The sequence below is a fragment of the Citrobacter meridianamericanus genome (assembly GCF_041320245.1).
In the GTDB taxonomy this organism is placed as follows: Bacteria; Pseudomonadota; Gammaproteobacteria; order Enterobacterales; family Enterobacteriaceae; genus Citrobacter; species Citrobacter meridianamericanus.
In genome coordinates, this window is sequence record NZ_CP101036.1 from 2,288,692 (window position 1) to 2,310,742 (window position 22,051).

General features: G+C 53.4%; 26 protein-coding genes. 23 read left to right on the forward strand and 3 right to left on the reverse strand.

Annotated features, from left to right (window positions below; all coding sequences use genetic code 11):
- Positions 1 to 10 precede the first annotated feature (10 nt).
- From NMD08_RS10985 to pphA, 23 genes are all read left to right on the forward strand, one after another.
- Positions 11 to 196 (forward strand): hypothetical protein, encoded by a 186-nt coding sequence (locus tag NMD08_RS10985; protein WP_008323320.1) that lies wholly within the window; start codon positions 11 to 13, stop codon positions 194 to 196.
- Positions 196 to 1,425: a phage portal protein gene (locus tag NMD08_RS10990; RefSeq protein WP_370620141.1), complete on the forward strand. Its 1,230-nt coding sequence runs from the start codon at positions 196 to 198 to the stop codon at positions 1,423 to 1,425. The genes NMD08_RS10985 and NMD08_RS10990 overlap by 1 nt, the downstream gene beginning before the upstream one ends.
- Positions 1,412 to 2,065, forward strand: coding sequence for an HK97 family phage prohead protease (locus NMD08_RS10995; protein ID WP_016150486.1), 654 nt, complete (start codon positions 1,412 to 1,414; stop codon positions 2,063 to 2,065). The genes NMD08_RS10990 and NMD08_RS10995 overlap by 14 nt, the downstream gene beginning before the upstream one ends.
- Positions 2,066 to 2,078: 13 nt before the next feature.
- On the forward strand, positions 2,079 to 3,287 hold the full coding sequence (locus NMD08_RS11000) for a phage major capsid protein (protein ID WP_370620142.1): 1,209 nt from the start codon (positions 2,079 to 2,081) through the stop codon (positions 3,285 to 3,287).
- Between the two features lie 38 nt (positions 3,288 to 3,325).
- Positions 3,326 to 3,532, forward strand: coding sequence for a hypothetical protein (locus tag NMD08_RS11005; RefSeq protein ID WP_370611669.1), 207 nt, complete (start codon positions 3,326 to 3,328; stop codon positions 3,530 to 3,532).
- Entirely contained in the window at positions 3,529 to 3,849 is a 321-nt protein-coding gene (locus NMD08_RS11010; protein ID WP_370611668.1) for a head-tail connector protein, read from the forward strand. Before NMD08_RS11005 ends, NMD08_RS11010 begins: the two co-directional genes overlap by 4 nt.
- 8 nt (positions 3,850 to 3,857) lie before the next feature.
- Positions 3,858 to 4,196: a phage head closure protein gene (locus NMD08_RS11015; RefSeq protein ID WP_016150482.1), complete on the forward strand. Its 339-nt coding sequence runs from the start codon at positions 3,858 to 3,860 to the stop codon at positions 4,194 to 4,196.
- A complete protein-coding gene (locus NMD08_RS11020; protein ID WP_016150481.1) occupies positions 4,193 to 4,642 on the forward strand; it encodes an HK97-gp10 family putative phage morphogenesis protein in 450 nt (149 codons plus the stop codon). The genes NMD08_RS11015 and NMD08_RS11020 overlap by 4 nt, the downstream gene beginning before the upstream one ends.
- Positions 4,639 to 4,986, forward strand: coding sequence for a DUF3168 domain-containing protein (locus NMD08_RS11025; RefSeq protein WP_016150480.1), 348 nt, complete (start codon positions 4,639 to 4,641; stop codon positions 4,984 to 4,986). The genes NMD08_RS11020 and NMD08_RS11025 overlap by 4 nt, the downstream gene beginning before the upstream one ends.
- 57 nt (positions 4,987 to 5,043) lie before the next feature.
- A complete protein-coding gene (locus NMD08_RS11030; protein ID WP_370620143.1) occupies positions 5,044 to 5,748 on the forward strand; it encodes an immunoglobulin domain-containing protein in 705 nt (234 codons plus the stop codon).
- 27 nt (positions 5,749 to 5,775) lie between these two features.
- Positions 5,776 to 6,165: a phage tail assembly chaperone gene (locus NMD08_RS11035; RefSeq protein ID WP_370620144.1), complete on the forward strand. Its 390-nt coding sequence runs from the start codon at positions 5,776 to 5,778 to the stop codon at positions 6,163 to 6,165.
- 8 nt (positions 6,166 to 6,173) lie between these two features.
- Positions 6,174 to 6,452, forward strand: coding sequence for a DUF4035 domain-containing protein (locus tag NMD08_RS11040; protein WP_006809154.1), 279 nt, complete (start codon positions 6,174 to 6,176; stop codon positions 6,450 to 6,452).
- Positions 6,453 to 6,505: 53 nt separating this feature from the next.
- On the forward strand, positions 6,506 to 6,799 hold the full coding sequence (locus tag NMD08_RS11045; RefSeq protein WP_001549116.1) for a hypothetical protein: 294 nt from the start codon (positions 6,506 to 6,508) through the stop codon (positions 6,797 to 6,799).
- Between the two features lie 58 nt (positions 6,800 to 6,857).
- Positions 6,858 to 10,313, forward strand: coding sequence for a phage tail tape measure protein (locus NMD08_RS11050; RefSeq protein ID WP_370620145.1), 3,456 nt, complete (start codon positions 6,858 to 6,860; stop codon positions 10,311 to 10,313).
- Positions 10,314 to 10,646, forward strand: coding sequence for a phage tail protein (locus NMD08_RS11055; RefSeq protein WP_370611660.1), 333 nt, complete (start codon positions 10,314 to 10,316; stop codon positions 10,644 to 10,646).
- An 8-nt stretch (positions 10,647 to 10,654) separates the two neighbouring features.
- A complete protein-coding gene (locus NMD08_RS11060; protein ID WP_370620146.1) occupies positions 10,655 to 11,350 on the forward strand; it encodes a phage minor tail protein L in 696 nt (231 codons plus the stop codon).
- A gap of 11 nt (positions 11,351 to 11,361) precedes the next feature.
- The gene (locus NMD08_RS11065; RefSeq protein ID WP_370611658.1) at positions 11,362 to 12,096 is read left to right on the forward strand and encodes a C40 family peptidase; all 735 of its coding nucleotides are present in this window, start codon (positions 11,362 to 11,364) and stop codon (positions 12,094 to 12,096) included.
- On the forward strand, positions 11,994 to 12,635 hold the full coding sequence (locus NMD08_RS11070; RefSeq protein ID WP_370611657.1) for a tail assembly protein: 642 nt from the start codon (positions 11,994 to 11,996) through the stop codon (positions 12,633 to 12,635). Before NMD08_RS11065 ends, NMD08_RS11070 begins: the two co-directional genes overlap by 103 nt.
- Positions 12,636 to 12,707: 72 nt before the next feature.
- A complete protein-coding gene (locus NMD08_RS11075; RefSeq protein WP_370620147.1) occupies positions 12,708 to 16,088 on the forward strand; it encodes a phage tail protein in 3,381 nt (1,126 codons plus the stop codon).
- 41 nt (positions 16,089 to 16,129) lie between these two features.
- The gene (locus NMD08_RS11080) at positions 16,130 to 17,176 is read left to right on the forward strand and encodes a prophage tail fiber N-terminal domain-containing protein (protein WP_370611655.1); all 1,047 of its coding nucleotides are present in this window, start codon (positions 16,130 to 16,132) and stop codon (positions 17,174 to 17,176) included.
- A 13-nt stretch (positions 17,177 to 17,189) separates the two neighbouring features.
- A complete protein-coding gene (locus NMD08_RS11085) occupies positions 17,190 to 17,387 on the forward strand; it encodes a hypothetical protein (RefSeq protein WP_370611654.1) in 198 nt (65 codons plus the stop codon).
- Position 17,388: 1 nt separating this feature from the next.
- Positions 17,389 to 18,444 carry a hypothetical protein gene (locus NMD08_RS11090; protein WP_370611653.1) on the forward strand — a complete coding sequence of 352 codons (1,056 nt, stop codon included), beginning with the start codon at positions 17,389 to 17,391 and terminating at the stop codon, positions 18,442 to 18,444.
- Positions 18,445 to 19,310: 866 nt separating this feature from the next.
- Positions 19,311 to 19,952 carry a protein-serine/threonine phosphatase gene (pphA, locus tag NMD08_RS11095; RefSeq protein WP_151219474.1) on the forward strand — a complete coding sequence of 214 codons (642 nt, stop codon included), beginning with the start codon at positions 19,311 to 19,313 and terminating at the stop codon, positions 19,950 to 19,952.
- Here the strand turns inward: pphA and NMD08_RS11100 are convergent, their stop codons facing one another.
- The 3 genes from NMD08_RS11100 to rsmF all read right to left on the reverse strand — a co-directional run bounded on the left by NMD08_RS11100 (position 19,953) and on the right by rsmF (position 22,005).
- On the reverse strand, positions 19,953 to 20,144 hold the full coding sequence (locus NMD08_RS11100) for a YebW family protein (protein ID WP_151219473.1): 192 nt from the start codon (positions 20,142 to 20,144) through the stop codon (positions 19,953 to 19,955).
- A 102-nt stretch (positions 20,145 to 20,246) separates the two neighbouring features.
- Entirely contained in the window at positions 20,247 to 20,483 is a 237-nt protein-coding gene (locus NMD08_RS11105; RefSeq protein ID WP_029139506.1) for a YebV family protein, read from the reverse strand.
- A gap of 100 nt (positions 20,484 to 20,583) precedes the next feature.
- Positions 20,584 to 22,005, reverse strand: coding sequence for a 16S rRNA (cytosine(1407)-C(5))-methyltransferase RsmF (rsmF, locus tag NMD08_RS11110; protein WP_151225570.1), 1,422 nt, complete (start codon positions 22,003 to 22,005; stop codon positions 20,584 to 20,586).
- Positions 22,006 to 22,051: the final 46 nt, after the last annotated feature.

Here is a 22,051-nt window from a genome sequence, read left to right on the forward strand (position 1 = left end):
AGAGGCAGTTATGATCCTGATGATTCTCGCCCCACTGATCGGGGTGATGGGCGCTATTTTGCTTTCGTTTGGTGTATGGATGATTTATCCGCCTGGAGGCTTAATCAGTGCGGGTATGCTTTGCCTTATCTGGTCATGGCTGGTTTCCCGCACGCTTTCGCTGGCCGGGAAAACATTGCGAGGAGGGACTGACTGATGTTTTTCCCCGGAATGTTCAAAAAAAGTGACGCCCCTGTCACAACTCCGGCAGAACTCGCTGAAGCAGTGGGAATGACTTACGACACCTATACAGGGAAAAGGGTAAGCAGCCAGAAAGCCATGCGGCTTACAGCAGTTTTCGGTTGTATCAGGGTTCTTGCTGAGTCGATGGGCATGCTGCCCTGTAACCTGTACAAGATAACCGGAAACAGTAAACAAAAAGCGACTTCCGAAAGGCTGCATAAATTACTGACGATGAAGCCAAATGATTACATGACCCCTCAGGAGTTCTGGGAACTGGTCATTGTCTGTCTTTGTCTTCGCGGTAATTTTTACGCCTACAAAGTTAAAGTGCTTGGCGAGGTGGTGGAGCTTCTTCCCATTGACCCTGGGTGTGTTGAACCAAAGCTTAACAGCCAGTGGCAACCGGTTTACCAGGTAACATTCCCCGATGGCTCAACAGACGTGCTTGGGCAGGATGATATCTGGCATGTCAGAACGCTTACCTTTGACGGGCTGGTGGGGCTGAACCCTATAGCCTATGCAAGAGAAGCAATATCTCTGGGAATGGCAACTGAGGAACATGGGGCGCGGTTGTTCTCAAATGGCGCGGTTACCTCCGGCGTACTCCGCACTGAGCAAACGCTCACTGACGCTGCTTACGCAAGGCTGAAAAAGGATTTTGAGGATCGTCACCTCGGGCTGAGCAACGCGCACCGACCAATGATTCTCGAAATGGGACTGGACTGGAAGTCGATGGCGCTCAATGCGGAAGACAGTCAGTTCCTTGAGACCAGGAAATTTCAGCTGGAGGAAATATGCCGCCTGTTCCGGGTGCCGATGCACATGGTGCAGAACACTGACCGCTCGACGTTTAACAATATTGAAAACCTCGGCATGGGGTTTATCAATTATTCACTCGTTCCGTATATGACCCGCATTGAGCAGCGAATCAACATCGGGCTGGTGAAGGAATCAAAGCAGGGTGTGTACTACGCAAAATTCAATGCCGGCGCATTGCTGCGCGGGGACATGAAGTCGCGATTTGAGGCGTATTCAACAGGCATTAACTGGGGTATTTACTCACCAAATGACTGCCGGGAACTTGAAGAACTTAACCCACGCGCAGGCGGAGATATTTACCTTACGCCAATGAACATGACGACGAAGCCGTCAGACAGCAGCAAGAAAAAAACAACCGAGGAACAACATAATGCCGATGACTAAACAGCGGCTGGATATTCCGCTACAGCTAAAGTCTGTCAGCGACAGCGGGGAGTTTGAAGGCTATGGCTCTGTTTTTGGCGTAAAGGACAGCTACGATGATGTTGTTGTGCCAGGCGCTTTTTCGGCCTCCCTTCAGGCATGGAAAGAAAAGAATGCTCTCCCTGCATTACTCTGGCAGCACCGTATGGATGAACCCATCGGTATTTACACTGAGATGAAAGAGGATGAGGTTGGCCTTTATGTTAAAGGCCGGTTACTCATTGATGACGACCCCCTTTCGAAACGCGCACACGCCCACATGAAGGCCGGTTCTTTAACCGGCCTTTCTATTGGCTACATGCTGAAAGACTGGGAGTACGACCGTGTTAAGGGCGTGTTCCTTCTCAAAGAGATCGACCTGTGGGAAGTCAGTCTCGTCACGTTTCCGTCGAACGATGAAGCGCGTGTAAGTGATGTCAAAAGCGCATTTTCCCGCGGAGAAATCCCTTCTCAAAAAAGTATTGAACGAGTCCTGCGCGATGTTGGGCTCTCACGCACCCAGGCTAAAGCATTCATGGCCGGGGGTTATAGCTCACTTTCACAGCGTGATGTTGATGAAGTGAGTACCGCACTGGATGCACTGAAAAACATCAAATTTTAATCAGGAGTTAATTATGTCAGTTGACGTTAAAGACGTAGAGCAGGTCGCGCAGGAACTGCAGGCGAAGTTTGATGCGTTCAAAGAAAAGAACGATAAGCGCCTGGAAGCAGTTGAACAGGAAAAGGGCAAGCTGGCGGGGGAGGTTGAAACCTTAAACGGCAAGTTGTCTGAACTGGATGAGCTTAAATCTGCGCTGGAAGAGGAACTGAAGCAGGTTAAACGTCCAGCCGGTGGTCCTCAGAGCAAAGCCGCAAGCGAACATAAAACCGCTTTCATTGGCTTTATGCGCAAGGGTAAAGATGACGGGCTGCGCGAACTTGAACGCAAAGCTCTGCAGGTCGGTGTGGATGAAGATGGTGGCTATGCCGTGCCGGAAGAGCTGGATCGCACGATCCTTAATCTTCTGAAAGATGAAGTGGTGATGCGCCAGGAGGCGACAACCATCACAGTCGGCGGCGCTAACTATAAAAAACTGGTTAATCTCGGCGGTACGGCTTCCGGCTGGGTTGGTGAAACTGATTCCCGCCCGGAAACCGATGCGTCTAAACTCGGTCAGATTGAGCCGTTCATGGGAGAAATTTACGGTAACCCGCAGGCGACTCAAACCATGCTGGATGATGCCTTTTTCAACGTCGAAGACTGGATCAACAGCGAACTGGCAATTGAGTTTGCAGAGCAGGAAGAAATCGCCTTTACCAGCGGTAACGGGACGAAGAAGCCGAAAGGTTTTCTGGCATACGCTTCCACGCTTGATCCGGACAAGACTCGTGCATTTGGTACTCTCCAGCACATTCTCTCTGGCGCTGCGGCAGGCGTAACGGCTGATGCGATCATCAAACTGGTCTACACGCTGCGTAAAGTGCATCGTAATGGCGCTAAGTTTATGATGAACAACAACAGTCTGTTTGCTATCCGAATCCTGAAAGATTCAGAAGGCAACTACCTGTGGCGTCCTGGTCTGGAACTGGGACAGCCTTCCTCTCTGGCCGGGTACGGTGTGGCAGAGAACGAACAGATGCCGGATATCGCGGCTGATGCTAAAGCAATTGCATTTGGCAATTTCAGGCGTGGTTACACCATTGTTGACCGTATCGGTACTCGCATTCTTCGTGACCCCTATACCAAAAAACCGTTCGTTGGTTTCTACACCACCAAACGCACCGGGGGGATGCTGGTGGATTCTCAGGCCATTAAACTTCTGCAGATCGGCACTGGCGCTTAATTCTCTGGGGCTTCGGCCCCAATTTTTAGAGGTGATTTATGCCTGAATTATTGCGTGAACTTAAGTGGTCCCCAGATGGTTGTATTGTTGAATCCATTCCCGCTGGGGTGTATTCGGACGGTGAGTTACCTGCCCGCGCTGAGGAAATTGCTGCCGAACTTGGCATTATCCAATTTGGTGGTAGCGATGATCATTTTCCTGCAGGGTCAGAGCCAGCGAAAACAAAACGTGGGAAAACCCAATGAAGCCATCCATACAAGAGCTTCGCTACCAATGCCGCATCGACAGTGATGACGATGCAGAAGATGTGATGCTGACGCTTTACCTTAATGCCTCTCTGAAACATGCCGAAAAAATCGTTAATCGCCATCTTTATGATGACGCCGTTCCTGAAGATGACCCGGATGGACTGGTCATTGATGATGATGTCAAATTGGCCCTGATGTTGCTGGTGTCGCACTGGTATGAGAACAGGGAACCCGTAAGCCATGACAGCGTTAATACTATTCCATTCGGTGTTGATGCGATTCTCAAACAACACCGCAAAAGACCGGGAATGTAGGAGGGATTATGCAGGCAGGTCGATTACGCCATCGCGTTACTATCCTGAACTATGTTGCTGTGCGTGATACAACGGGGCAACTGATTGAAGAGTGGCAGGAGGGAAAGACCATATGGGCGGAAGTGTTGGGTATCAGTGGCAGGGAGCAGTTGCAATCGGGTGCGGAAACGGCGCAGGCAACGATCCGGGTGTGGGTCCGTTTCCGGCGTGATGTGACTGCTGCATCAAGATTAAAGGTGCTGACAGGGCCATTCAAAGGCGCGGTACTGAATATCATTGGTCCTCCCATACCCGACAGTAAAGCCACCAGGCTGGAAATACTCTGTAAAAATGGAGCGGAAAAATGATTGATATCAGTCTGGATTTTTCTGGTCTTGAAGCGATTTCCCGCGATCTGGAGTTACTGAGCAGAGCCGAAAACAACAAAGTCCTGCGTGATGCCACGCGAGCTGGTGCTGAGGTTCTGAAAGACGAGGTGATAGCAAGAGCGCCTGAACGAACCGGCAAGCTGAAGAAAAACGTTGTGGTGCTGACGCAGCGATCACGTAAACGCGGTGATATTTCATCCGGTGTTCATATTCGTGGTCGAAACATGCGAACGGGTAACAGCGATAATTCAATGAAAGCCTCCGATCGACGTAACGCGTTTTACTGGCGATTTGTCGAAATGGGTACAGTGAATATGCCCCCACATCCTTTTGTCCGTCCTGCGTTTGATACCCGCGAAGAACTGGCGGCGCAGGTTGCTATGAAACGCATGAACCAGGCCATTGACGAGGTGCTGAGTAAATGACGGAAGGTGACCTTTATCTTTTGCTGAGGCCGCTGGCCGGAGGGCAGGTTTATCCCTATGTTGCCCCGCTTGGCAGTGATGGTCAGCCCTCGATATCGCCACCCTGGGTGATTTTTTCACTTATTTCTGATGTGACCGCTGATGTTCTTTGTGGGCAGGCCGAATCAGGGATATCGGTCCAGGTGGATGTTTACTCACTGACTCTCAAAGAGGCGCGGAATCTTCGTGATATGGCGCTTCAGGTGGTTAAGCCACTCAATCCCACCAATATAAGCAAAACCCCTGGTTATGAACCAGAGAACCGGCATTACCGGGCGACGCTGGAATTTCAGGTCACTGTCTGACAAATCCATTAACTCACAGACCCGCTACGGCGGGTTTTCTATTTTCAGGAGACAAATATGTCCTCACTGTATGAAAAATCGCAGGGTACTAAAATTCAGATCACCTCTGCGCCAGCGACACTGGATACGATTGGCGCCGCAACCTGGCTGGATTTGCACTGTACTATCAAAGAAGTCCAGTTTACTGGCGGTCAGAAGCAGGACATTGATGTCACCACGCTGTGTTCCACCGAGCAGGAAAACATCAACGGCCTGGGTGCTCAGTCAGAAATCTCTATGTCCGGTAACTTCTATGTTAACCCGGCACAGGATGCGCTGCGTGAAGCTTACGATAACGACACCACGTATGGTTTTCGGATTGTCTTCCCGTCTGGTATTGGCTTCCAGTTCCTGTCTGAAGTTCGTCAGCACACCTGGTCTTCCGGAACAAACAGCGTAGTGGCCGCAACGTTCTCGCTACGTCTGAAAGGTAAGCCGACGAAAATTGATAACGCGCTGCGCCTGATAACCGATCTGCCTGACACCAAATCCGTTACCTCTGGTGCGTCCTTGTCACTGACGGTCGTAGCTGCCGGGGGAACAGCACCTTATTCCTATGTCTGGAAGAAGGGCGGCAGCGTGGTTAGTGGACAGACGACGGCAACATTCAACAAGGCAAACACTGCTTCAGGTGATGCCGGTGATTACGTTTGTGAAGTTACCGACACCTCCACACCTGCTGGAAAAGTTACTTCAGCAACCTGCGTCGTAACGGTAGCGTAATTCATCTTCTTTTATCAGGGATAAAAAATGGCTAAGAGTCTTAAAGAACTTGCGCTGGCTAAAATGTCAGGCTTTCGTCATAAAATCATTACGGTCCCTGAATGGGGCGGTGTAAAGGTTGTTCTGCGGGAACCTTCTGGCGAAGGGTGGCTACGCTGGCAGGAAATTGCAAAATCTGGCGCTGATGAAGAAGGCGAGGTGTCTGTATCAGAAAAAGCACACCGTAATCTTTGTGCTGACGTGGTGCTGTTCATTGATATCCTTTGCGATACCAACAAGCAACCGGTATTCAGCGTCGATGAAGAAGAGCAGGTACGTGAAATTTACGGCCCCGTTCACTCACGTCTGCTCAAACAGGCGCTTGACCTGATCAACAACGCGGACGAAGCGCGGGAAAAGTCTCAACCCCCGGCGTAAAGTTTCTGATGTCGCTTGCGCTCCGGATGGGGCGCACGCTCTCAGAGCTTCGGCAGAATATGACGGCAAGCGAGCTTCTGATGTGGATTGAGTACGACAGGCAAAGTCCGGTTGGCGATATTCGTGGTGACATTCAGGCCGCCCAGCTCGTCTCTGCCATCTACGGCTCGCAGGGGGCAAAAGTACCGCTGGACGATGCGATCCTGCGCTGGGGTGGTGATGAGCAATCAGAACCGAAGGACCCGTTTGCAGGACTTGAGGCTGCACTTACAGCTGCAACTCAGTGACAAATGAACTACAAAATAATAGGATTATTTTTTTTAATGATTTGGTGAAGGCAATGAAAAAACTAGTCTTATTTGTATTATTTTTTGGTTTCAGTTGTGTTTCAAATGCAACTCAAACACTGGCTCCATTAGAACCAAATGAGTTGCAAAGCTATACGTCTACGATTTGCTCTGATCATGCAAATCCTGAATTGTGTAAAAAGGCTTTTTTTAAATTCATGGGCTATATAAAAACAAACGATGATTACTACTATTTCTGTCAAAAGCAAAAAGAGGCAGGGATGACGATTAATAAAGATTCATGCAATAAATCGGAAGCTCTGAGAGAATTTTTAGACAAGCCATGAGGTTTATATCACAACAAAAAGCCCGTTGATGGGCTTTTTTTTCGCCTGGAGAAAATTGATGGCAACATTACGTGAGTTAATAATCAAAATTTCCGCTAACTCGCAGTCATTCCAGTCGGAAATTTCCCGCGCCTCACGCATGGGGCAGGATTATTACCGAACCATGCAAAATGGCGGTCGGCAGGCTGCCGCTGCCGCCCGAGAGAGCGAAAGGGCGTTATCTGATCTGACCGCTGGGTTTGCATCGGCAGGAAGAGCCGCTGCTGCTGCTACGGCCGCTTTTGCGACTGGTAAGCTCGTGCAGATTGCTGATGAGTGGAATTCAGTAAACGCCCGTCTTAAGCAGGCATCATCTTCAGCTGATGATTTTGCTGCCTCTCAGCGCCAGTTAATGGAAATCAGCCAAAGAACTGGCACCGCGTTTTCAGACAACGCAAACCTTTTTTCACGCGCAGCTGCTTCAATGCGTGAGTTTGGGTATAGCTCTGAAGAAGTTCTGAAAATTACCGAAGCTGTTTCTACCGGCCTTAAACTTTCGGGGGCTAATACTCAGGAAGCGAGTTCTGTTATCACTCAATTCAGCCAGGCTCTGGCGCAGGGCGTTCTTCGCGGTGAAGAATTCAACGCCGTTAACGAAGCAGGTGATCGTGTTATCCGCGCACTTGCCGCCGGAATGGGCGTGGCCCGCAAAGACCTGAAGAGCATGGCTGACCAGGGGCAACTTACGATTGATAAGGTTGTTCCTGCATTAATGAGCCAGTTGGGCTCATTACAGGGTGAGTTTGCCAGCATGCCGCAAACAGTTTCCGGATCCCTGCAAAAAGTCACAAACTCGTTCATGGCATGGGTTGGAGGTGTCAACCAGGCTACAGGTGCTACCGATGCGCTATCTGGTGGCCTAGACGGAGTTGCCCAAACGCTTGATTCATTTACCTCTTCGGCAGTAAGCGGCGCACTAAGTGATGTTGCAGACAATATGTCCACGATCACAACAGTGGCGGGTGCACTTGTTGGCGTTGGGCTGGCAAGGTATCTCAGTGGAGTAGTAACAAGCGCCACGAGCGCAACCGGCGCGCTAATTTCTGCGGCTAAGTCAGAGGTTGCTCTTGCCGTTGCACAGGATAAGGCTGCACAGTCTGCCGTTGCCGCCTCAAGGGCGGAGGTTTATAGGGCTCAGCAAGCTGTACAGAGATCGCGTAGCGCAGATGTTCAGGCTGCGCAGCAAGAGAAAATTGCTGCGGCAGAAGCAAAAGTCACTGCAGCCCAGGCCAGGCTGACTACCGCTCTAGCCAGCGGTTCTGCTACAGAGAAAGTCAGGGCCAGAACTGCACTTGAGCGTGCACAGGCAGGGCTGGTGGCTGCAAAAAATTCTGACGCTCAAGCTGCTGCAGAAAGGCGTCTGTCCGCGACCCAGGCTTCCTTAAACCGGAACCTTGCAAACCGTGTTTCGGCTCAAAGCAATCTCAATAGCGTGACATCCGTCGGCACTCGGCTCATGAGTGGTGCACTTGGTCTCATCGGTGGAGTTCCTGGTTTAGTTATGTTGGGTGCTGGAGCCTGGTATGCGATGTATCAAAACCAGGAGCAGGCACGTCGCTCTGCCCAGGAATACGCCAGTCAAATCGACGAAATACGAGAAAAAACTTCCCGCATGTCTTTGTCTGAAACAGACGACAATAGGGGGAGAACTGTTGGTGCTCTGGTAGAGCAAAATCGTTTGGTTGATGAGCAAGCCAAAAAGGTTGGTGAGCTGAAGAACCAGATCGACGATTTGAATGCATCGCGTGGAAAACCGGGCATTACCAGCGAGAACGATGCAAATATACTGAGAGCGATAGCTATCGTTACGGATCAACTTGCTGTTGAAGAGGGAAAATTAAATGACATGCGAGATAAATCTCGCGGCATACAGCAGGCTCTCGAAGAAATTGAGCGACGTCGCAATGATTTAATACGCGAACAAGCCTGGCGACAGAATGCGGTATATCAGTCGATGATCATGATGAATGGTCAGCATACTGAATTTAACCGTCTGCTGGGGCTGGGAAATCAGCTATTAATGGCCCGGCAAGGGCTGGCGAACGTCCCTCTCAGACTTCCTCAGGCCGACCTCGACAAAAAGCAAACCGATGCCCTCGAAAAGAGCCGTCGGGATCTTGAGTTGTCACGCCTGAAGGGTGAGGCCAAAGAGCGCCTGCGTCTGAGTTATGCAGCCGATGACCTGGGGTTAACCAGTGATCCGCAATTCCAGACAGGCCGTCAGGAGTTGATTAATAACGGTCTTGCTGAATGGCGGAATAATGAGGCCAACAAACCTAAGGCGAAGGGTGGTAAAACCGAAGGCGAGAAAACCGAGGATGTGTATAAGCGCCTTATCAAGCAGCAAAAAGAGCAGATTGCCCTGCAAGGCCAGAATACTGAACTGGCGAAGGTTAAATACCAGGTCAGCCAGGGCGAGCTTGCTTCTCTGACAGAAGCCCAGAAAAAGACGGTATTGCAGAATGCTGCGCTCATTGACCAGGTTAAATTGCGTGAGCAACTGCGAAATTACGAAGCCAACCTTGCTGACAGTAACGCCAGCGCCCGCGCAGCCAATGAAGCGCAACTGCTGGGATACGGGCAGGGCTCCCGGTTCCGTGAAAGACTTCAGGAGCAGTTCAATCTGCGTAAGGAGTTTGAGCAGAAGAATACCGATCTTCTCCGCCAGCGTCAGGCTGGTGAAATCGACGAGACGTTCTATCAGCAGGGGCTGGCACTTAATAAGCGCTACCTCGAAGAGCGCCTGCGCGACCAGGAGGGATATTACGCAGCTTCTGATGCTCAGCGTGACGACTGGATGACGGGACTGTCTGAGGGTTATGCGAACTGGGTGGACGAAGCCACTGATTATTCTTCCATGGCCGCTGACGGCATGAAGCAGGCCATGGGTGGCGCGGTCACCACGATCACCGACATGCTCAATGGCAACGTTGACAGCTGGAAGGACTGGGGCGTGAGCGTACTGAAGATTATCCAGAACGTTCTGGTGAACATGGCTGTTGCTAATGGCGTCAGCTCAATTGGATCACTGTTCAGTTTTGGTGCCTCGTCAGCCGCAACCGCCAGCAGCGGTACCGCTATTCAGAATGCTGGCGCGAACTTTACCTTTAATGCGAAGGGTAATGTTTACGACTCTCCGTCCCTGAGCGCTTACAGCAATGGCGTTTTTCAGACGCCTCAGCTGTTTGCTTTTGCCAAAGGTGCAGGGGTTTTTGCCGAAGCTGGTCCGGAAGCCATTATGCCGCTTACGCGCGCCGCTGATGGTTCGCTTGGCGTTCGGGCGGTGAAGCAGTCCGCCAGCGCGGGAAGTGGGACGGTCTATGCGCCTGTGAATAACTTTGTCATCAATAACGATGGCGTAAACGGGCAGCTTGGCCCGCAGGCTCTCGGGGCAGTCTATAACATCGCCAGAAAAGCCGCTCAGGATGTTTTCCGGCAACAGATGCGCGACGGCGGCATGCTGGCGGGAGGATAAATGAACACGTTTCACTGGATCCCCCGCGAGGGGATGAGCACGTCACTCACACCTAAAGTCAGCGTCGTAAAAATGGGGGATGGCTACGAGCAGCGCCGCCCGACAGGGCTGAATTCTCAGCTGATGACCTTCCAGCCGGTATTCCGGGTGACCACGCAGGACAGCCGTCGCGCGCTGGAATCCTTCCTGGTGGATCATGGCGGGTACAGGGCGTTTCTCTGGCGCGTGCCGGGCCATAACCGGACGGTGCGTGTCGTGTGCCGGGAGTGGTCGGTGACGGATAACGCCTGTTATTCCGACTTCAGTTGTAAGTTTGAGCAGGTGGTTATTTAGGAGAACATATGCAGGACATTCCGCAGAACACGCTGAACGAAACCACAAAAACCGAACAGTCGGCCCGCATCGATTTGTGGGAAATCGACCTGACGGCGTTTGGTGGCCAGCGCTATTTTTTTTGTAACGAACTTAACGAAAAGGGCGAGTCCGTCACCTGGCAGGGGCGAAAGTATGACGTTTACCCGATACAGGGCAGCGGCTTTGACCTGGTGGGGAAAGGGACGTCTGCCCGCCCGACGCTGGCGGTGTCGAACCTGTTTGGCATGGTCACGGGGCTTGCGGAAGATGTGCAGAGCCTCGTCGGGGCCACGGTGGTAAGGCATGTGGTATACGCCCGTTTTCTCGATGCGGTGAACTTTAGAGACGGCAATCCGGAGGCCGATCCGGAACAGGAAGTGGTCAGCCGCTGGGTGACTGAACAACTGTCGGAGCTGAAAGCCACCACGGCGACCTTCGTGCTGGCCACACCGACCGAAACGGACGGCAGCGTGTTTCCGGCGCGGATCATGCTGGCTGATGTCTGCAACTGGACCTACCGTTCGCAGGAGTGTGGTTACGCCGGGCCGCCAGTGGCGGATGAATTTGACAAGCCCACGACAGACCCGGCAAAAGATGCCTGCAGCAAATGCCGGACAGGATGCGAACTGCGTAATAACCTGCCACGCATCGGCTGTTTCCTCTCTATAAACCGCCTTTCCTGACGGAGAACAGTATGGAAAAGACTATCCTGGCGCATGCCGCGGCGTGTGCGCCGGTAGAATCGTGCGGCTATGTGGTACGCACGCCGGCAGGAGACCAGTATTTTCCCTGCCAGAATTTTTCCGCTGAACCGACGATGTATTTCCGGATGGCGCCGGAAGATTATTTGCGCGCGCAGGCGGCAGGCGATGTGGTGGCCCTGGTACACAGCCATCCCGATGGTCTGCCGTTTCTCAGCGATGTTGATCGCCGCCTGCAGATACAGAGTGGCCTGCCGTGGTGGCTGGTCTGCGATGACCGGATATACAAATTTCGCTGCATGCCGTTCCTCACCGGGCGGGCATTTGAGCACGGTGTGACGGACTGTTACACCCTGTTCCGTGATGCGTACCACCTGGCGGGGATTAATCTGCCGGATTTTCAGCGCCGTGAGGACTGGTGGAAAAACGGCGAGAATCTGTATCTGGATAATCTGGAGGCGACAGGTTTTTACCGGGTGAGTGGCGAAGAGGCACAGCCCGGAGACATTCTGATGTGCTGTTTTGGTTCATCGGTTGCCAACCATGCTGCGATTTACTGCGGCGACGGCGAACTGTTGCACCATATTCCTGATCAGCTCAGTAAACGCGAGAGGTATTCTGAAAAATGGCAACGCCGCACACACTCGATATGGCGACACCTGGCATGGCACGACTCTGCCTTCACGGGGATTTACAACGATTTGGCCGCCGCTTCAGCCTCAGTATAAAAACGGGGGCCGAGGCCATTTACGCGCTGGCCATGCAGATACCGGGCTTCCGGCAAAAAATGAGCGAAGGCTGGTATCAGATACGCATTGCCGGTCAGGATATGGATGAAAAAAGCCTGTCAGCCCGTCTTCATGAGCCGCTGCCTGACGGGGCAATTATTCATATTGTCCCGCGCATAGCGGGCGCAAAATCCGGTGGCTTCTTTCAGGCAGTGCTGGGGGCTGCGCTGATTGTGGCGTCAATATGGATGCCGGGGTTAAGTATTGCTGCAAGCAACATCATGTTTTCTCTCGGTGCTTCAATGGCGCTGGGGGGAGTGGCCCAGATGCTGGCGCCGAAAGCCAAAACGCCATCGATGAAACAGACCGACAACGGCAAACAGAACACCTATTTTTCGTCACTGGACAACATGGTGGCACAGGGTAATGCCCTGCCGGTGTTGTACGGTGAAATGCTGGTCGGCTCCCGCACGATCTCCCAGGAAATCAGCACACGGGATGAAGGTGGCGGCGGGCAGGTGGTGATCATCGGTCGCTGACATTATTACAGCATATTTATATTTTCACAGAACCGCCTCCGGGCGGTTTTGTCGTTTCAGAGGGAACAGATTATGGGTAAGGGTGGTGGCAGCAGTAAAACGCCGCATGAGGCTCCTGACGACCTGAAATCCAGCCAGATGCTGACGGTTGTTGATGCCATCTGTGAGGGACCGATTGAAGGTCCGGTGGACGGGCTGAAAAGTGTCAGAATTAACAAAACGCCGGTCCTCGACAGCGACGGTAACGCGATGGTTCACGGTGTCACTGTGGTTTACCGCGTGGGGGAGGATGAGCAGACCGCGATGGAGGGGTTCGAAGACTCCGGTGCGGAAACCCTGCTGGGTATGGAGGTGAAGAAATCAGATCCGGTGACCCGCACCATTACCACTAAAACGGTGGACCGTCTGCGTTTTACTTTTGGTGTGCAGTCGCTGGTCAGTACCAGTACCAAAGGCGACCGCAACCCGACCAGCGTACAGATGCTGATCCAGTTTCGCCGGGATGGCCAGTGGCAGGTGGAACGGGATATCACCATTACAGGGAAAACGACCACGCAGTTTCTGGCGTCCGTGGTGATTGATGATTTGCCGCCCCGGCCGTTTGAAGTCCGCATGCTGCGCCTCACTGAGGACAGCACGTCAGACCTGCTGCAGAACAAAACGGTATGGTCGGGTTATACCGAAATCATCGATGTGAAACAGCGCTACCCGAACACCGCCGTTATCGGGGTAAAAGTGGACGCGGAGCAGTTTGGCAGCCAGCAGGTCACGCGAAACTATCTCCTGCGCGGGCGTATCGTACAGGTGCCGTCGAATTATGATCCGGTAAAACGGACGTATTCCGGGCTGTGGGACGGGACGTTTAAACCCGCCTGGACAGACAATCCGGCCTGGTGTGTGCTGGATATGCTGACTCACCCGCGCTATGGCATGGGAAGCCGCATTGGTGTTGCCGATGTGGACAAGTGGGCGTTGTACGGCATCGCGCAATATTGTGATCAGTCCGTGCCGGACGGCTTCGGCGGGACAGAGCCGCGCATCACCTGCAATGCGTATCTGACCGACCAGCGTAAGGCGTGGGACGTGCTGGGGGATTTCTGTTCCCTGATGCGCAGCATGCCTGTCTGGAACGGCAGTACCCTGACGTTTGTGCAGGATCGGCCCGCCGATAAAGTCTGGACCTATACGCAGAGTAATGTGGTGATGCCGGCTGACGGTGCGCCGTTCGTCTACAGCTTCAGCGCCCTGAAAGAGCGTCATAATGCTGCCGAGGTCCGTTACACCGACCCGAACAACGGCTGGGAAACATCCACCGAACTGGTGGAAAACGACGCTACCATCCGGCGCTATGGTCGCAACGTTCTGAAGATGGACGCGTTTGCCTGTACCAGCCGGGGGCAGGCGCACCGCACCGGACTGTGGGCTATCACCACCGAATTGCTGGAAACGCAGACGGTGGATTTTTCCGTGGGGGCCGAAGGGCTGCGCCACGTTCCCGGCGATATCATTGAGGTCTGCGACAGTGATTATGCCGGCGTGACCGTGGGCGGACGCGTTTTGTCGGTCGACAGCCTTTCTCGCACGCTCACGCTGGACCGTGAAGTGGAGATACCGCCAGGCGGCAACGTGGTGCTGAACCTGGTGGGTAACGACGGCCAGCCGGTTTCTGTCAGCATCACCGCACACCCGGCACCGGACAGGGTGACCGTCAGTCAGTTACCCGAGGGTGTGGCGGCGTACAGCGTGTGGGGGCTGAAACTGCCGGACCTGCGCCAGCGCCTGTTTCGCTGCGTGGCCATCCGGGAGAACGATGAATGCACCTACGCCATCACCGCCGTGCAGCATGTGCCGGAGAAAGAGGCCATCGTGGATAACGGGGCGAAGTTTGACCCGCTGCCCGGTACCGGCATTGCGAACACGCCGCCAGCCGTACAGCACCTCACCACGGAGATTCTGGCAGAGGACGGGCAGTATCAGGCGAGGGCGCGATGGGACACCCCGCGTGTGGTGAAGGGGGTGAACTTCTCCCTGCGCCTGACGGTAAAAGCGGAAGATAACAGCGACCGCCTGGCCAGCAGCCTGACCCTGACCGAAACGGAGCACACCTTTCGCAACCTGACGCCGGGGCGTTACACCCTGACGGTCCGGGCAGTGAACAGCCAGGGCCAGCAGGGTGATCCCGCCAGCACGGATTTCAGCATCGCCGCGCCGGCTGTACCTTCTTATGTTGAACTGATCCCCGGCTATTTTAAGATTACGGCTGTACCACGTCAGGCGGTATACGACCCCACGGTGCAGTATGAATTCTGGTTTACGGATAAACAAATCACTGATATCCGTCAGGTGGAAACCACTGCGCGGTATCTCGGTACATCGCTGTTCTGGATTGTCGAAAATACCAGTATGTCACTGGCTAAGGATTATTTTTTCTATGTCCGGGCCGTGAATCAGGTCGGAAAATCGGTATTTACAGAGACGATCGGCAGGGTCAGTGATGACGCTGAAGGATATCTGGATCTCTTTAAAGAGAAAATCACCGAAAGCCACCTGGGGAAAGAACTGCTGGGGAAGGTGGAGCTGACGGAAGACAACGCCAGCCGGCTGGATGAGTTTTCGAAAGAGTGGCAGGACGCGAACGACAAATGGAACGCCATGTGGGGCGTGAAGATAGAGCAGACCGAAGACGGGAAGCACTATGTGGCTGGTCTGGGCCTGAGCATGGAGGATACGGAAGAAGGTAAGCTGAGCCAGTTCCTGGTGGCGGCTGACCGTATCGCGTTTATCAACCCGGCGAACGGCAATGAAACTCCGATGTTTGTGGCGCAGGGCAACCAGATATTTATGAACGAGGTGTTCCTCAAATATCTGACGGCCCCGAGCATCACCAGTGGCGGGAACCCGCCGACCTTTATGCTGACGCCTGACGGCAGGCTGACTGCCCGTAATGCGGATATCAGCGGTAATATCAGCGCGAATTCCGGCACCCTCAATAATGTGACGATAGCGGAAAACTGCACCATTAACGGGACAATGCGGGCAGAGAATATTGTCGGCGATATCGTTAAAGCCGTCGGGCGGGCTTTCCCCGGAAGCGCTAATTACCCGAATGGGACCCTCACGGTTCAGATACAGGATGACCACCATTTTGACAGGCAGATAATCATTCCCCCCATCACCTTTGCAGGAGGAAAGGCAAAATCAGAGACAAGCAACGAGATATGGACAGACTGTGGGCTTGTGGTGAAGCACAACGGCAGAGAGATATACAACGCAGAACCCGCGATTACAGCGAGATCATTCAGCAGGGTTCTTGATATGCCAGCCGGAGGTGGAAATGTGACGCTGAGCTTCACGGTTTCATCCAGGGGGTATGGCGGCGGGGCCTGGGCTGATATCAGCAACCTGCTGGTTATTGTGACGAAAAAGTCATCAGCCGGGATAACAATCAGTTAATAACAGAAACCGCCTCCGGGCGGTTTTTTTACGGAGACCATATGACCATTATCTCAGGAACACTCCGGGACGGTGCAGGGATGCCCGTTGAAGACTGTGTGATACGGCTGAAGGCGCTGAACACCACCAGTGCGGTGATTGTCACCACCACGGCGAGCGTGGGAACCGATGCGGGGAAGTACCGCATTGAGGCCCAGCCGGGCCGGTACGCCGTGACGCTGGAGATAGCCGGCTGGCCCCCGCAGTCCGTGGGGCATATTGAGGTCAGCCCGGATTCACCGGACGCGTCGCTGAATGATTTTCTGCGGGATATTCAGTCGGAGGACCTGACCAGCGAGGCGATGAAACAGTTCCGGGAACTGGCGTCACAGGCCAGGGACAGCGCCACCCGGGCAGAAACGGCGGAAAAGTCCGCAGCCGTCAGTGCTGACGGTGCAGCCGGAAGCCGGGACGCGGCTGCACTGTCTGAGAAAAATGCCGCAGAGAGCGAAGGACAGTCCGGCCTGAATGCGGCAGCGGCACAGCGGGCAGCAGAACGGTCAGAAGTGGCAGAAAAATCTGCTGCCGGCAGTGCTGACAGCGCAGCGAAAAGCCGGGAGGCCGCCGTGCGTTCAGAGAAAAACGCAGCAGACAGTGAAACGCAGTGTGCGGATTCGGCAGCAGAATCAGAACAGTCAGCCCGGCGTGCGGAATCGGCTCAGGTGGCTGCCGAAACCGCTGCGGCCGGTGTGGATGTGCATGAAGCGCCGGAGGACGGGGTGTGTTATGTGCGCCGCAACGGGGCATGGGTCCGCCAGGATGTGATTGACGTGGCGGTGGCGGAGAGTGACGGGGCGCTGAATGTGCTGTCGCAGCAGGTTTTCAGGCTGGATGGCACCCGCGATAACACGGTGACGCTGGAGGGCCTGCCTGAAGGCCGGGCGGTGGTCATCGTACTGGTGCTGCAGGGACGGGGCGGGGAAATCACCTGGCCGGAAGGGCTGGCCTGGTCTCTGGGCGAGATACCGTCTCCCGGCGCCACCCGCACGGTGATTACGCTACTGTGGGACGGGGAAACCCTGACCGGGACCACGGCATTAACGGTATGAGAGTGAGGTGACGATGCTTTTTATGCTTATGGGGGGCAGAAAGCTGCCCCCTGAGACGTTTATTTCCCTGCGCCAGGCGTATCTGACCACGGTCAGACCGGGCGGGGTGGCGCTGCCGGTCAGGCAGGTACAGATGCTTGTTCTGTGTCACGGCGGGTCCGTGGCGGTGAGCCGCGTCAGCGGTGTGATGCTGGTTTCCAGTGAGGTATGAGATGCGGATTACAAAGGTACAGGGTTTTGACCGGATAACGCCGTTTATGGTCACAGCCGGACATGTGGATGCACTGAAGCGCTGCGGTCTGGATATGGTGGACAGTGTGACAGGCAGTAATTACAGCGCCGGAGTGGACACGATGGCGGTCCTCGGGAACACCTTCAGCGGTATCGGCGTTTCGTCATCCGTAGCCATGCCGGTACTGAAGCTGATGCTGAACCGGACCACCACAGAGCTGACGGAGAAAGCCCTGCAGGTCGGGTTTCGCCTGACGCAGCCGGGGATGGAAGGAGCCACATCCACCACGATGCTGTCACTGACAGCAGGCAGCAGCCTGCTGGGCTTCGTGAGTGATATCAAAAACACGCCGGATAAAAGCAGCGTGTACTATGAGCTTGTGTTCGGGAGGAAAGCCGGCAGCCTCTGGTTCAGCATCTGGTCGAACGGCAGGCTGGTACAGCAGAACACCTGGAACATGCCGGCAGGAGACCAAGCGCTGTATCTCTCGGTGGGTAACAACGGCATCAGACCCGTATCCGGGAAAACGGCGGGTTTTATGGTGGGGGATGTCTACATGGCGGACCTGGACTATAACGCGGACGGCAGTATCCCTGACGAACGCCTCGGGAGCCTGACGGTGGAGTCATATGAGGTCAGCGCATACCACGGGGAGGGGCATGCGAACAGTGAGGGCAATGATGTCCTGACGGCGCTGAACAATCCCGATTATGGTACCGACACGGGCGTGCTGTCCCTGAAGCCGGTGAAGACGCCCGCCAGTCTGACCTTTGCCGTGCCGCAGACCGCAGGCAGGAATATTCTGGGGGTGGGCATCAGCCTGGTGTACCGGGACTCGCTCACGCCGAACAACCGTATCCGCTATGCAGTAACGGCGGGAGAGACTTCACTCCCGGCAGAGACCATCACCCGGCGCAGCAATGACATCACCGGGTTTACCACTTTCACGCACCTGCTCACCCGCCCGCCCGGGGGCGGCGAGTGGGCGGCGGATATGCCCCTGAAGGTGGATTTGTACAATGATGACAGGATGTAAAAAAAACGACCTGAGGGTCGCCTGAAGAGTATCTGTGAATGGAGTTTTAATAATGATTTAAGGAAGCCATGCAGGATATCTTCCGCAAATCACTATTGAAAAAAAATGGGGCTGCGATAAGTTGCCCCAATGCTTGCATGATACTCAACTTTTTTATCGTTATTTAAGGAACATACGGGCAGTATTTTCCGCAAATAACACTAAAAAAATGGGCTACACATAGAGCCCAAATATGAGTCAAAAAATTCGCATTCCACCGCAAAAGATGGAGGTGTAATTTATGCCATATAGAAGTTATTGTAATTTTGATTTAAATCAATTTAACATCTTGTTCACAACAGGACGGATGAGTAAGTAAAATCCTATAATTGTTCGAGTTAGGGGCATAATCTAAATAATTGATAATGCCAGGAACGCGGAGTTTGATGATTGCCTGGCGATGTAATCACATTGGCTATATTAGTTCGGATCCCTGATTTTTTACATTCCCGATGGTACTCGTCACGGTGTGCCGTATAATTTTCTATACCGATGTTTCGCTCCCGAATTTTTCCCGTCGACACCACGAAACCAATGGCAACTTATTGATCTTGAATGGGTGCAATAGTAAGTATTAGGAGGTGTTTTTTGGTGGGTTTTTGGTTTTAACTTATTGAATTTTATAAGTTATTACGTTTTGAATTGTAAACAGGAATCGTATTCGGTCTCTTTTTATGTGGCGAATGCGTTGCCATCCTGGGCTGAACACTGCGTGTCGCATGTTACATTCTTCGTAAACCATACCATACTCCAGCCCATGATCGTCCAGGCTTTTTTGCCGCCATTGCTAAAATTATAACCAGGTACCATTGAACTCAGGAGGCGGCATGGGACGACCAGATAATATCTATCAACGAATTGAAGGTTCGCACTGGCGTCACGTCTGGGTAGTCGGAGATATCCACGGCTGTTTCTCATTGTTGATGGCACACTTGCACCAGCACCGTTTTGATCCGTGGCAGGATCTGCTGGTTTCGGTGGGGGATGTTATCGACCGTGGGCCTGATAGTTTGCGTTGCCTGAAACTCCTACGTGAGAGCTGGATTGTGGCGGTCAGGGGTAATCATGAACAGATGGCGCTGGACGCGCTGGCGACGGGGGAGCCCTTCCACTGGTTTATGAATGGTGGTTCATGGTTTGCACAGGCGGAGCAGCCAGCGGCGAGATCCTCGCTTGAAGAGTGTCGGGATTTACCCTGGATTCTGGAGCTGCGTTGCCAGAACGGCATACATGTTATTGCCCACGCTGATTACCCTGATGAAGATTATCAGTGGCAAAAAGAGGTCGACTTACGGCGGGTGCTGTGGGATCGCTCAAGGCTGATGAGTAAAGGCAACGGCATTCGCGGGGCGGATCACTTTTGGTTTGGTCATACGCCGCTGCGCCAACGGCTGGATCGCGATAATCTGCACTATATTGATACCGGTGCGGTGTTTGGCGGCGAATTAACGCTGGTGCAACTGCAATAATCAAAAATCGCTGTATTCCTGGGCCGGATGCCAGAAGCTGTCAATATAGTCATCCGCAGGTAAACATCCGCCGTTACGAATACGCTGATCGTCCATCGATATCAGGCACTGCTGCTCAGTTTTGTAGACATCCACCACGATATCTTCACAACCGCCCTCCAGGTAGCACACAAAAAGAACCAGCGTGAACATTCCATCCTCATATGGTAAAGCCATACCTGTAGTGTAGAGGATGTTGATAGATGAGGGAAATTAAGCAAGAAATAACCCGTCTGGCGACGGGTTCTTTTTGAATCAGGCAAGGCGCATGATCCAGGCATCTGACTTACGATCGTAGTGCTCGCGAAATAGTACCGAATGTTCTCCGTTCAGAAGAGCCGGGACGCTGGTGTCGGCATCCCAGGCGTCCAGTTGCATACATAAATCCGGATCAGATTTACACGGAATGGTTAACGTTCGGTCTCCTGGCGACTCGCCATGTAACTCGGCGTCGTCGATTTCAAAAGCGCCAATGCGCACACTGGTTTTCATCATCGTGCTCTCCGTTGATTTGTTGGTTGTGGTACGACCAGTTAAGCCGTCCATTTTTCAGCGTAGTCAACGTTAGCAAAAGCGCCAGTAAAAACGTGCGTTACCTTGTAAAGAGTTTGCCATCCCGGACAAGATCGCGTGGATAGCTATTCTTTAATCGCGAACCAATACGTTTTGCCAGACCGATTGGTTGGTGCTGGAATGTAACCAGTACGTCGTCACTCGTTGGTGCGGTTTGTGGGTAGACATCCCGGCCGCGGTACCACTCTTCAGCTTCGGTAAGGGTCAGTTCAAACGCATGGCTATGATTTGGGTTGGCGAGCGCGATGACGGCTTCATGCTGCCAGCGGTAACCTTTATTGTGTGTTTCAGCCAGTTTGACGCCGAGTCGGGAAAAACGAACTTTGCCGATCAGTGGTTCAATTTCTGTTGGAAACAGCCAAATCTCTTTATCACGCTGCCACAGACGCAAAGTGCCTCCCCACTGCAATCCACAGGCGTTAGCGGCCTGAGTAACAAGCGCGGATTCACGTCCTTTAAGTGGGCTGAAAGGGAAGTTACCCACTTTGTACTTTGGCGTCGGTAATGGAGGGATGGCGGCTGTTTTGCGCAAACGTGCAACGAAGAAACCTTCGCAATCGTAGATTTGCGGGAACACGTGCAGAAATCCTTCCGGCGTCAGGGCGCGTTCGGCTTCCGGGAATAAATCGCCCAGTGGCAAAAATTCGACTGCATCCGGGTAAGTCTCAATCAACCACTGCATGACGTTTTCATTTTCGTCACGGTTAAGCGTACAGGTGGAATAAACCAGCGTGCCGCCGGGCCGCAGAGCGTGAAAGGCGCTGTCGAGCAGTTCGCGCTGAGTCGCGGCAATTTCCAGATTACTTTCTGGCGACCAGTTTTTCAGCGCATCGGGGTCTTTACGCATCACGCCTTCGCCGGAACATGGGGCGTCCAGCAAAATGGCATCAAAGGATTCAGGCAACGCTGCGCCAAATACGCGGCCGTCAAAATGGGTGAGCGCGACATTGGCTATCCCACAACGGCTGATATTGGCATGCAGGACTTTGACGCGACTGGCGGAAAACTCATTCGCCAGAATCGCGCCCTGATTATTCATTTTTGCGGCAATTTGCGTGGTTTTAGAACCTGGCGCTGCCGCAACATCCATAACTCGTTCCGGGGTGTTGCCTTCGGCAAACAGCGCGGCGACCGGCAGCATTGAGCTGGCTTCCTGAATATAAAACAGACCGCTTAAATGCTCTGCGGTGCTACCGAGCGGCAGTGACTCTTCATCATCGCGTTCAATCCAGAAACCTTCAGCACACCAAGGAACCGGAGTGAGCGACCAGTTGTAAGGCGCGGTCAGCGTGAGGAAATCGGCAACGGAAATTTTCAGCGTGTTGACGCGGATACTACGGCGCAGCGGGCGCTGGCAGGCAGCGAGAAAATCATCGAATGACAGCGTGGAAGGCATTGCTTCACGCATTTGGGTCAGAAAGGCGTCGGGAAAATAAGCCACTTGGTACCACCGGCAAAAAAACAGGTGCGCAGTGTAGCATATACCC

What these genes read in the sequence shown, in the direction of transcription:
- NMD08_RS10990 (WP_370620141.1), top strand. Translation starts at nt 196, where the DNA reads ATGTTTTTCCCCGGAATGTTCAAAAAAAGTGACGCCCCTGTCACAACT.
- pphA (WP_151219474.1), top strand. Translation starts at nt 19,311, where the DNA reads ATGGGACGACCAGATAATATCTATCAACGAATTGAAGGTTCGCACTGG.
- NMD08_RS11055 (WP_370611660.1), top strand. Translation starts at nt 10,314, where the DNA reads ATGAACACGTTTCACTGGATCCCCCGCGAGGGGATGAGCACGTCACTC.
- NMD08_RS11045 (WP_001549116.1), top strand. Translation starts at nt 6,506, where the DNA reads ATGAAAAAACTAGTCTTATTTGTATTATTTTTTGGTTTCAGTTGTGTT.
- NMD08_RS11080 (WP_370611655.1), top strand. Translation starts at nt 16,130, where the DNA reads ATGACCATTATCTCAGGAACACTCCGGGACGGTGCAGGGATGCCCGTT.
- NMD08_RS11005 (WP_370611669.1), top strand. Translation starts at nt 3,326, where the DNA reads ATGCCTGAATTATTGCGTGAACTTAAGTGGTCCCCAGATGGTTGTATT.
- NMD08_RS11030 (WP_370620143.1), top strand. Translation starts at nt 5,044, where the DNA reads ATGTCCTCACTGTATGAAAAATCGCAGGGTACTAAAATTCAGATCACC.
- NMD08_RS11025 (WP_016150480.1), top strand. Translation starts at nt 4,639, where the DNA reads ATGACGGAAGGTGACCTTTATCTTTTGCTGAGGCCGCTGGCCGGAGGG.
- NMD08_RS11065 (WP_370611658.1), top strand. Translation starts at nt 11,362, where the DNA reads ATGGAAAAGACTATCCTGGCGCATGCCGCGGCGTGTGCGCCGGTAGAA.
- NMD08_RS11090 (WP_370611653.1), top strand. Translation starts at nt 17,389, where the DNA reads ATGCGGATTACAAAGGTACAGGGTTTTGACCGGATAACGCCGTTTATG.
- NMD08_RS11050 (WP_370620145.1), top strand. Translation starts at nt 6,858, where the DNA reads ATGGCAACATTACGTGAGTTAATAATCAAAATTTCCGCTAACTCGCAG.
- NMD08_RS11015 (WP_016150482.1), top strand. Translation starts at nt 3,858, where the DNA reads ATGCAGGCAGGTCGATTACGCCATCGCGTTACTATCCTGAACTATGTT.
- NMD08_RS11085 (WP_370611654.1), top strand. Translation starts at nt 17,190, where the DNA reads ATGCTTTTTATGCTTATGGGGGGCAGAAAGCTGCCCCCTGAGACGTTT.
- NMD08_RS11020 (WP_016150481.1), top strand. Translation starts at nt 4,193, where the DNA reads ATGATTGATATCAGTCTGGATTTTTCTGGTCTTGAAGCGATTTCCCGC.
- NMD08_RS11060 (WP_370620146.1), top strand. Translation starts at nt 10,655, where the DNA reads ATGCAGGACATTCCGCAGAACACGCTGAACGAAACCACAAAAACCGAA.
- NMD08_RS11040 (WP_006809154.1), top strand. Translation starts at nt 6,174, where the DNA reads ATGTCGCTTGCGCTCCGGATGGGGCGCACGCTCTCAGAGCTTCGGCAG.
- NMD08_RS11105 (WP_029139506.1), bottom strand. Translation starts at nt 20,483, where the DNA reads ATGAAAACCAGTGTGCGCATTGGCGCTTTTGAAATCGACGACGCCGAG.
- NMD08_RS11070 (WP_370611657.1), top strand. Translation starts at nt 11,994, where the DNA reads ATGGCAACGCCGCACACACTCGATATGGCGACACCTGGCATGGCACGA.
- NMD08_RS11000 (WP_370620142.1), top strand. Translation starts at nt 2,079, where the DNA reads ATGTCAGTTGACGTTAAAGACGTAGAGCAGGTCGCGCAGGAACTGCAG.
- NMD08_RS10985 (WP_008323320.1), top strand. Translation starts at nt 11, where the DNA reads ATGATCCTGATGATTCTCGCCCCACTGATCGGGGTGATGGGCGCTATT.
- NMD08_RS10995 (WP_016150486.1), top strand. Translation starts at nt 1,412, where the DNA reads ATGCCGATGACTAAACAGCGGCTGGATATTCCGCTACAGCTAAAGTCT.
- NMD08_RS11010 (WP_370611668.1), top strand. Translation starts at nt 3,529, where the DNA reads ATGAAGCCATCCATACAAGAGCTTCGCTACCAATGCCGCATCGACAGT.
- NMD08_RS11035 (WP_370620144.1), top strand. Translation starts at nt 5,776, where the DNA reads ATGGCTAAGAGTCTTAAAGAACTTGCGCTGGCTAAAATGTCAGGCTTT.
- NMD08_RS11100 (WP_151219473.1), bottom strand. Translation starts at nt 20,144, where the DNA reads ATGTTCACGCTGGTTCTTTTTGTGTGCTACCTGGAGGGCGGTTGTGAA.
- NMD08_RS11075 (WP_370620147.1), top strand. Translation starts at nt 12,708, where the DNA reads ATGGGTAAGGGTGGTGGCAGCAGTAAAACGCCGCATGAGGCTCCTGAC.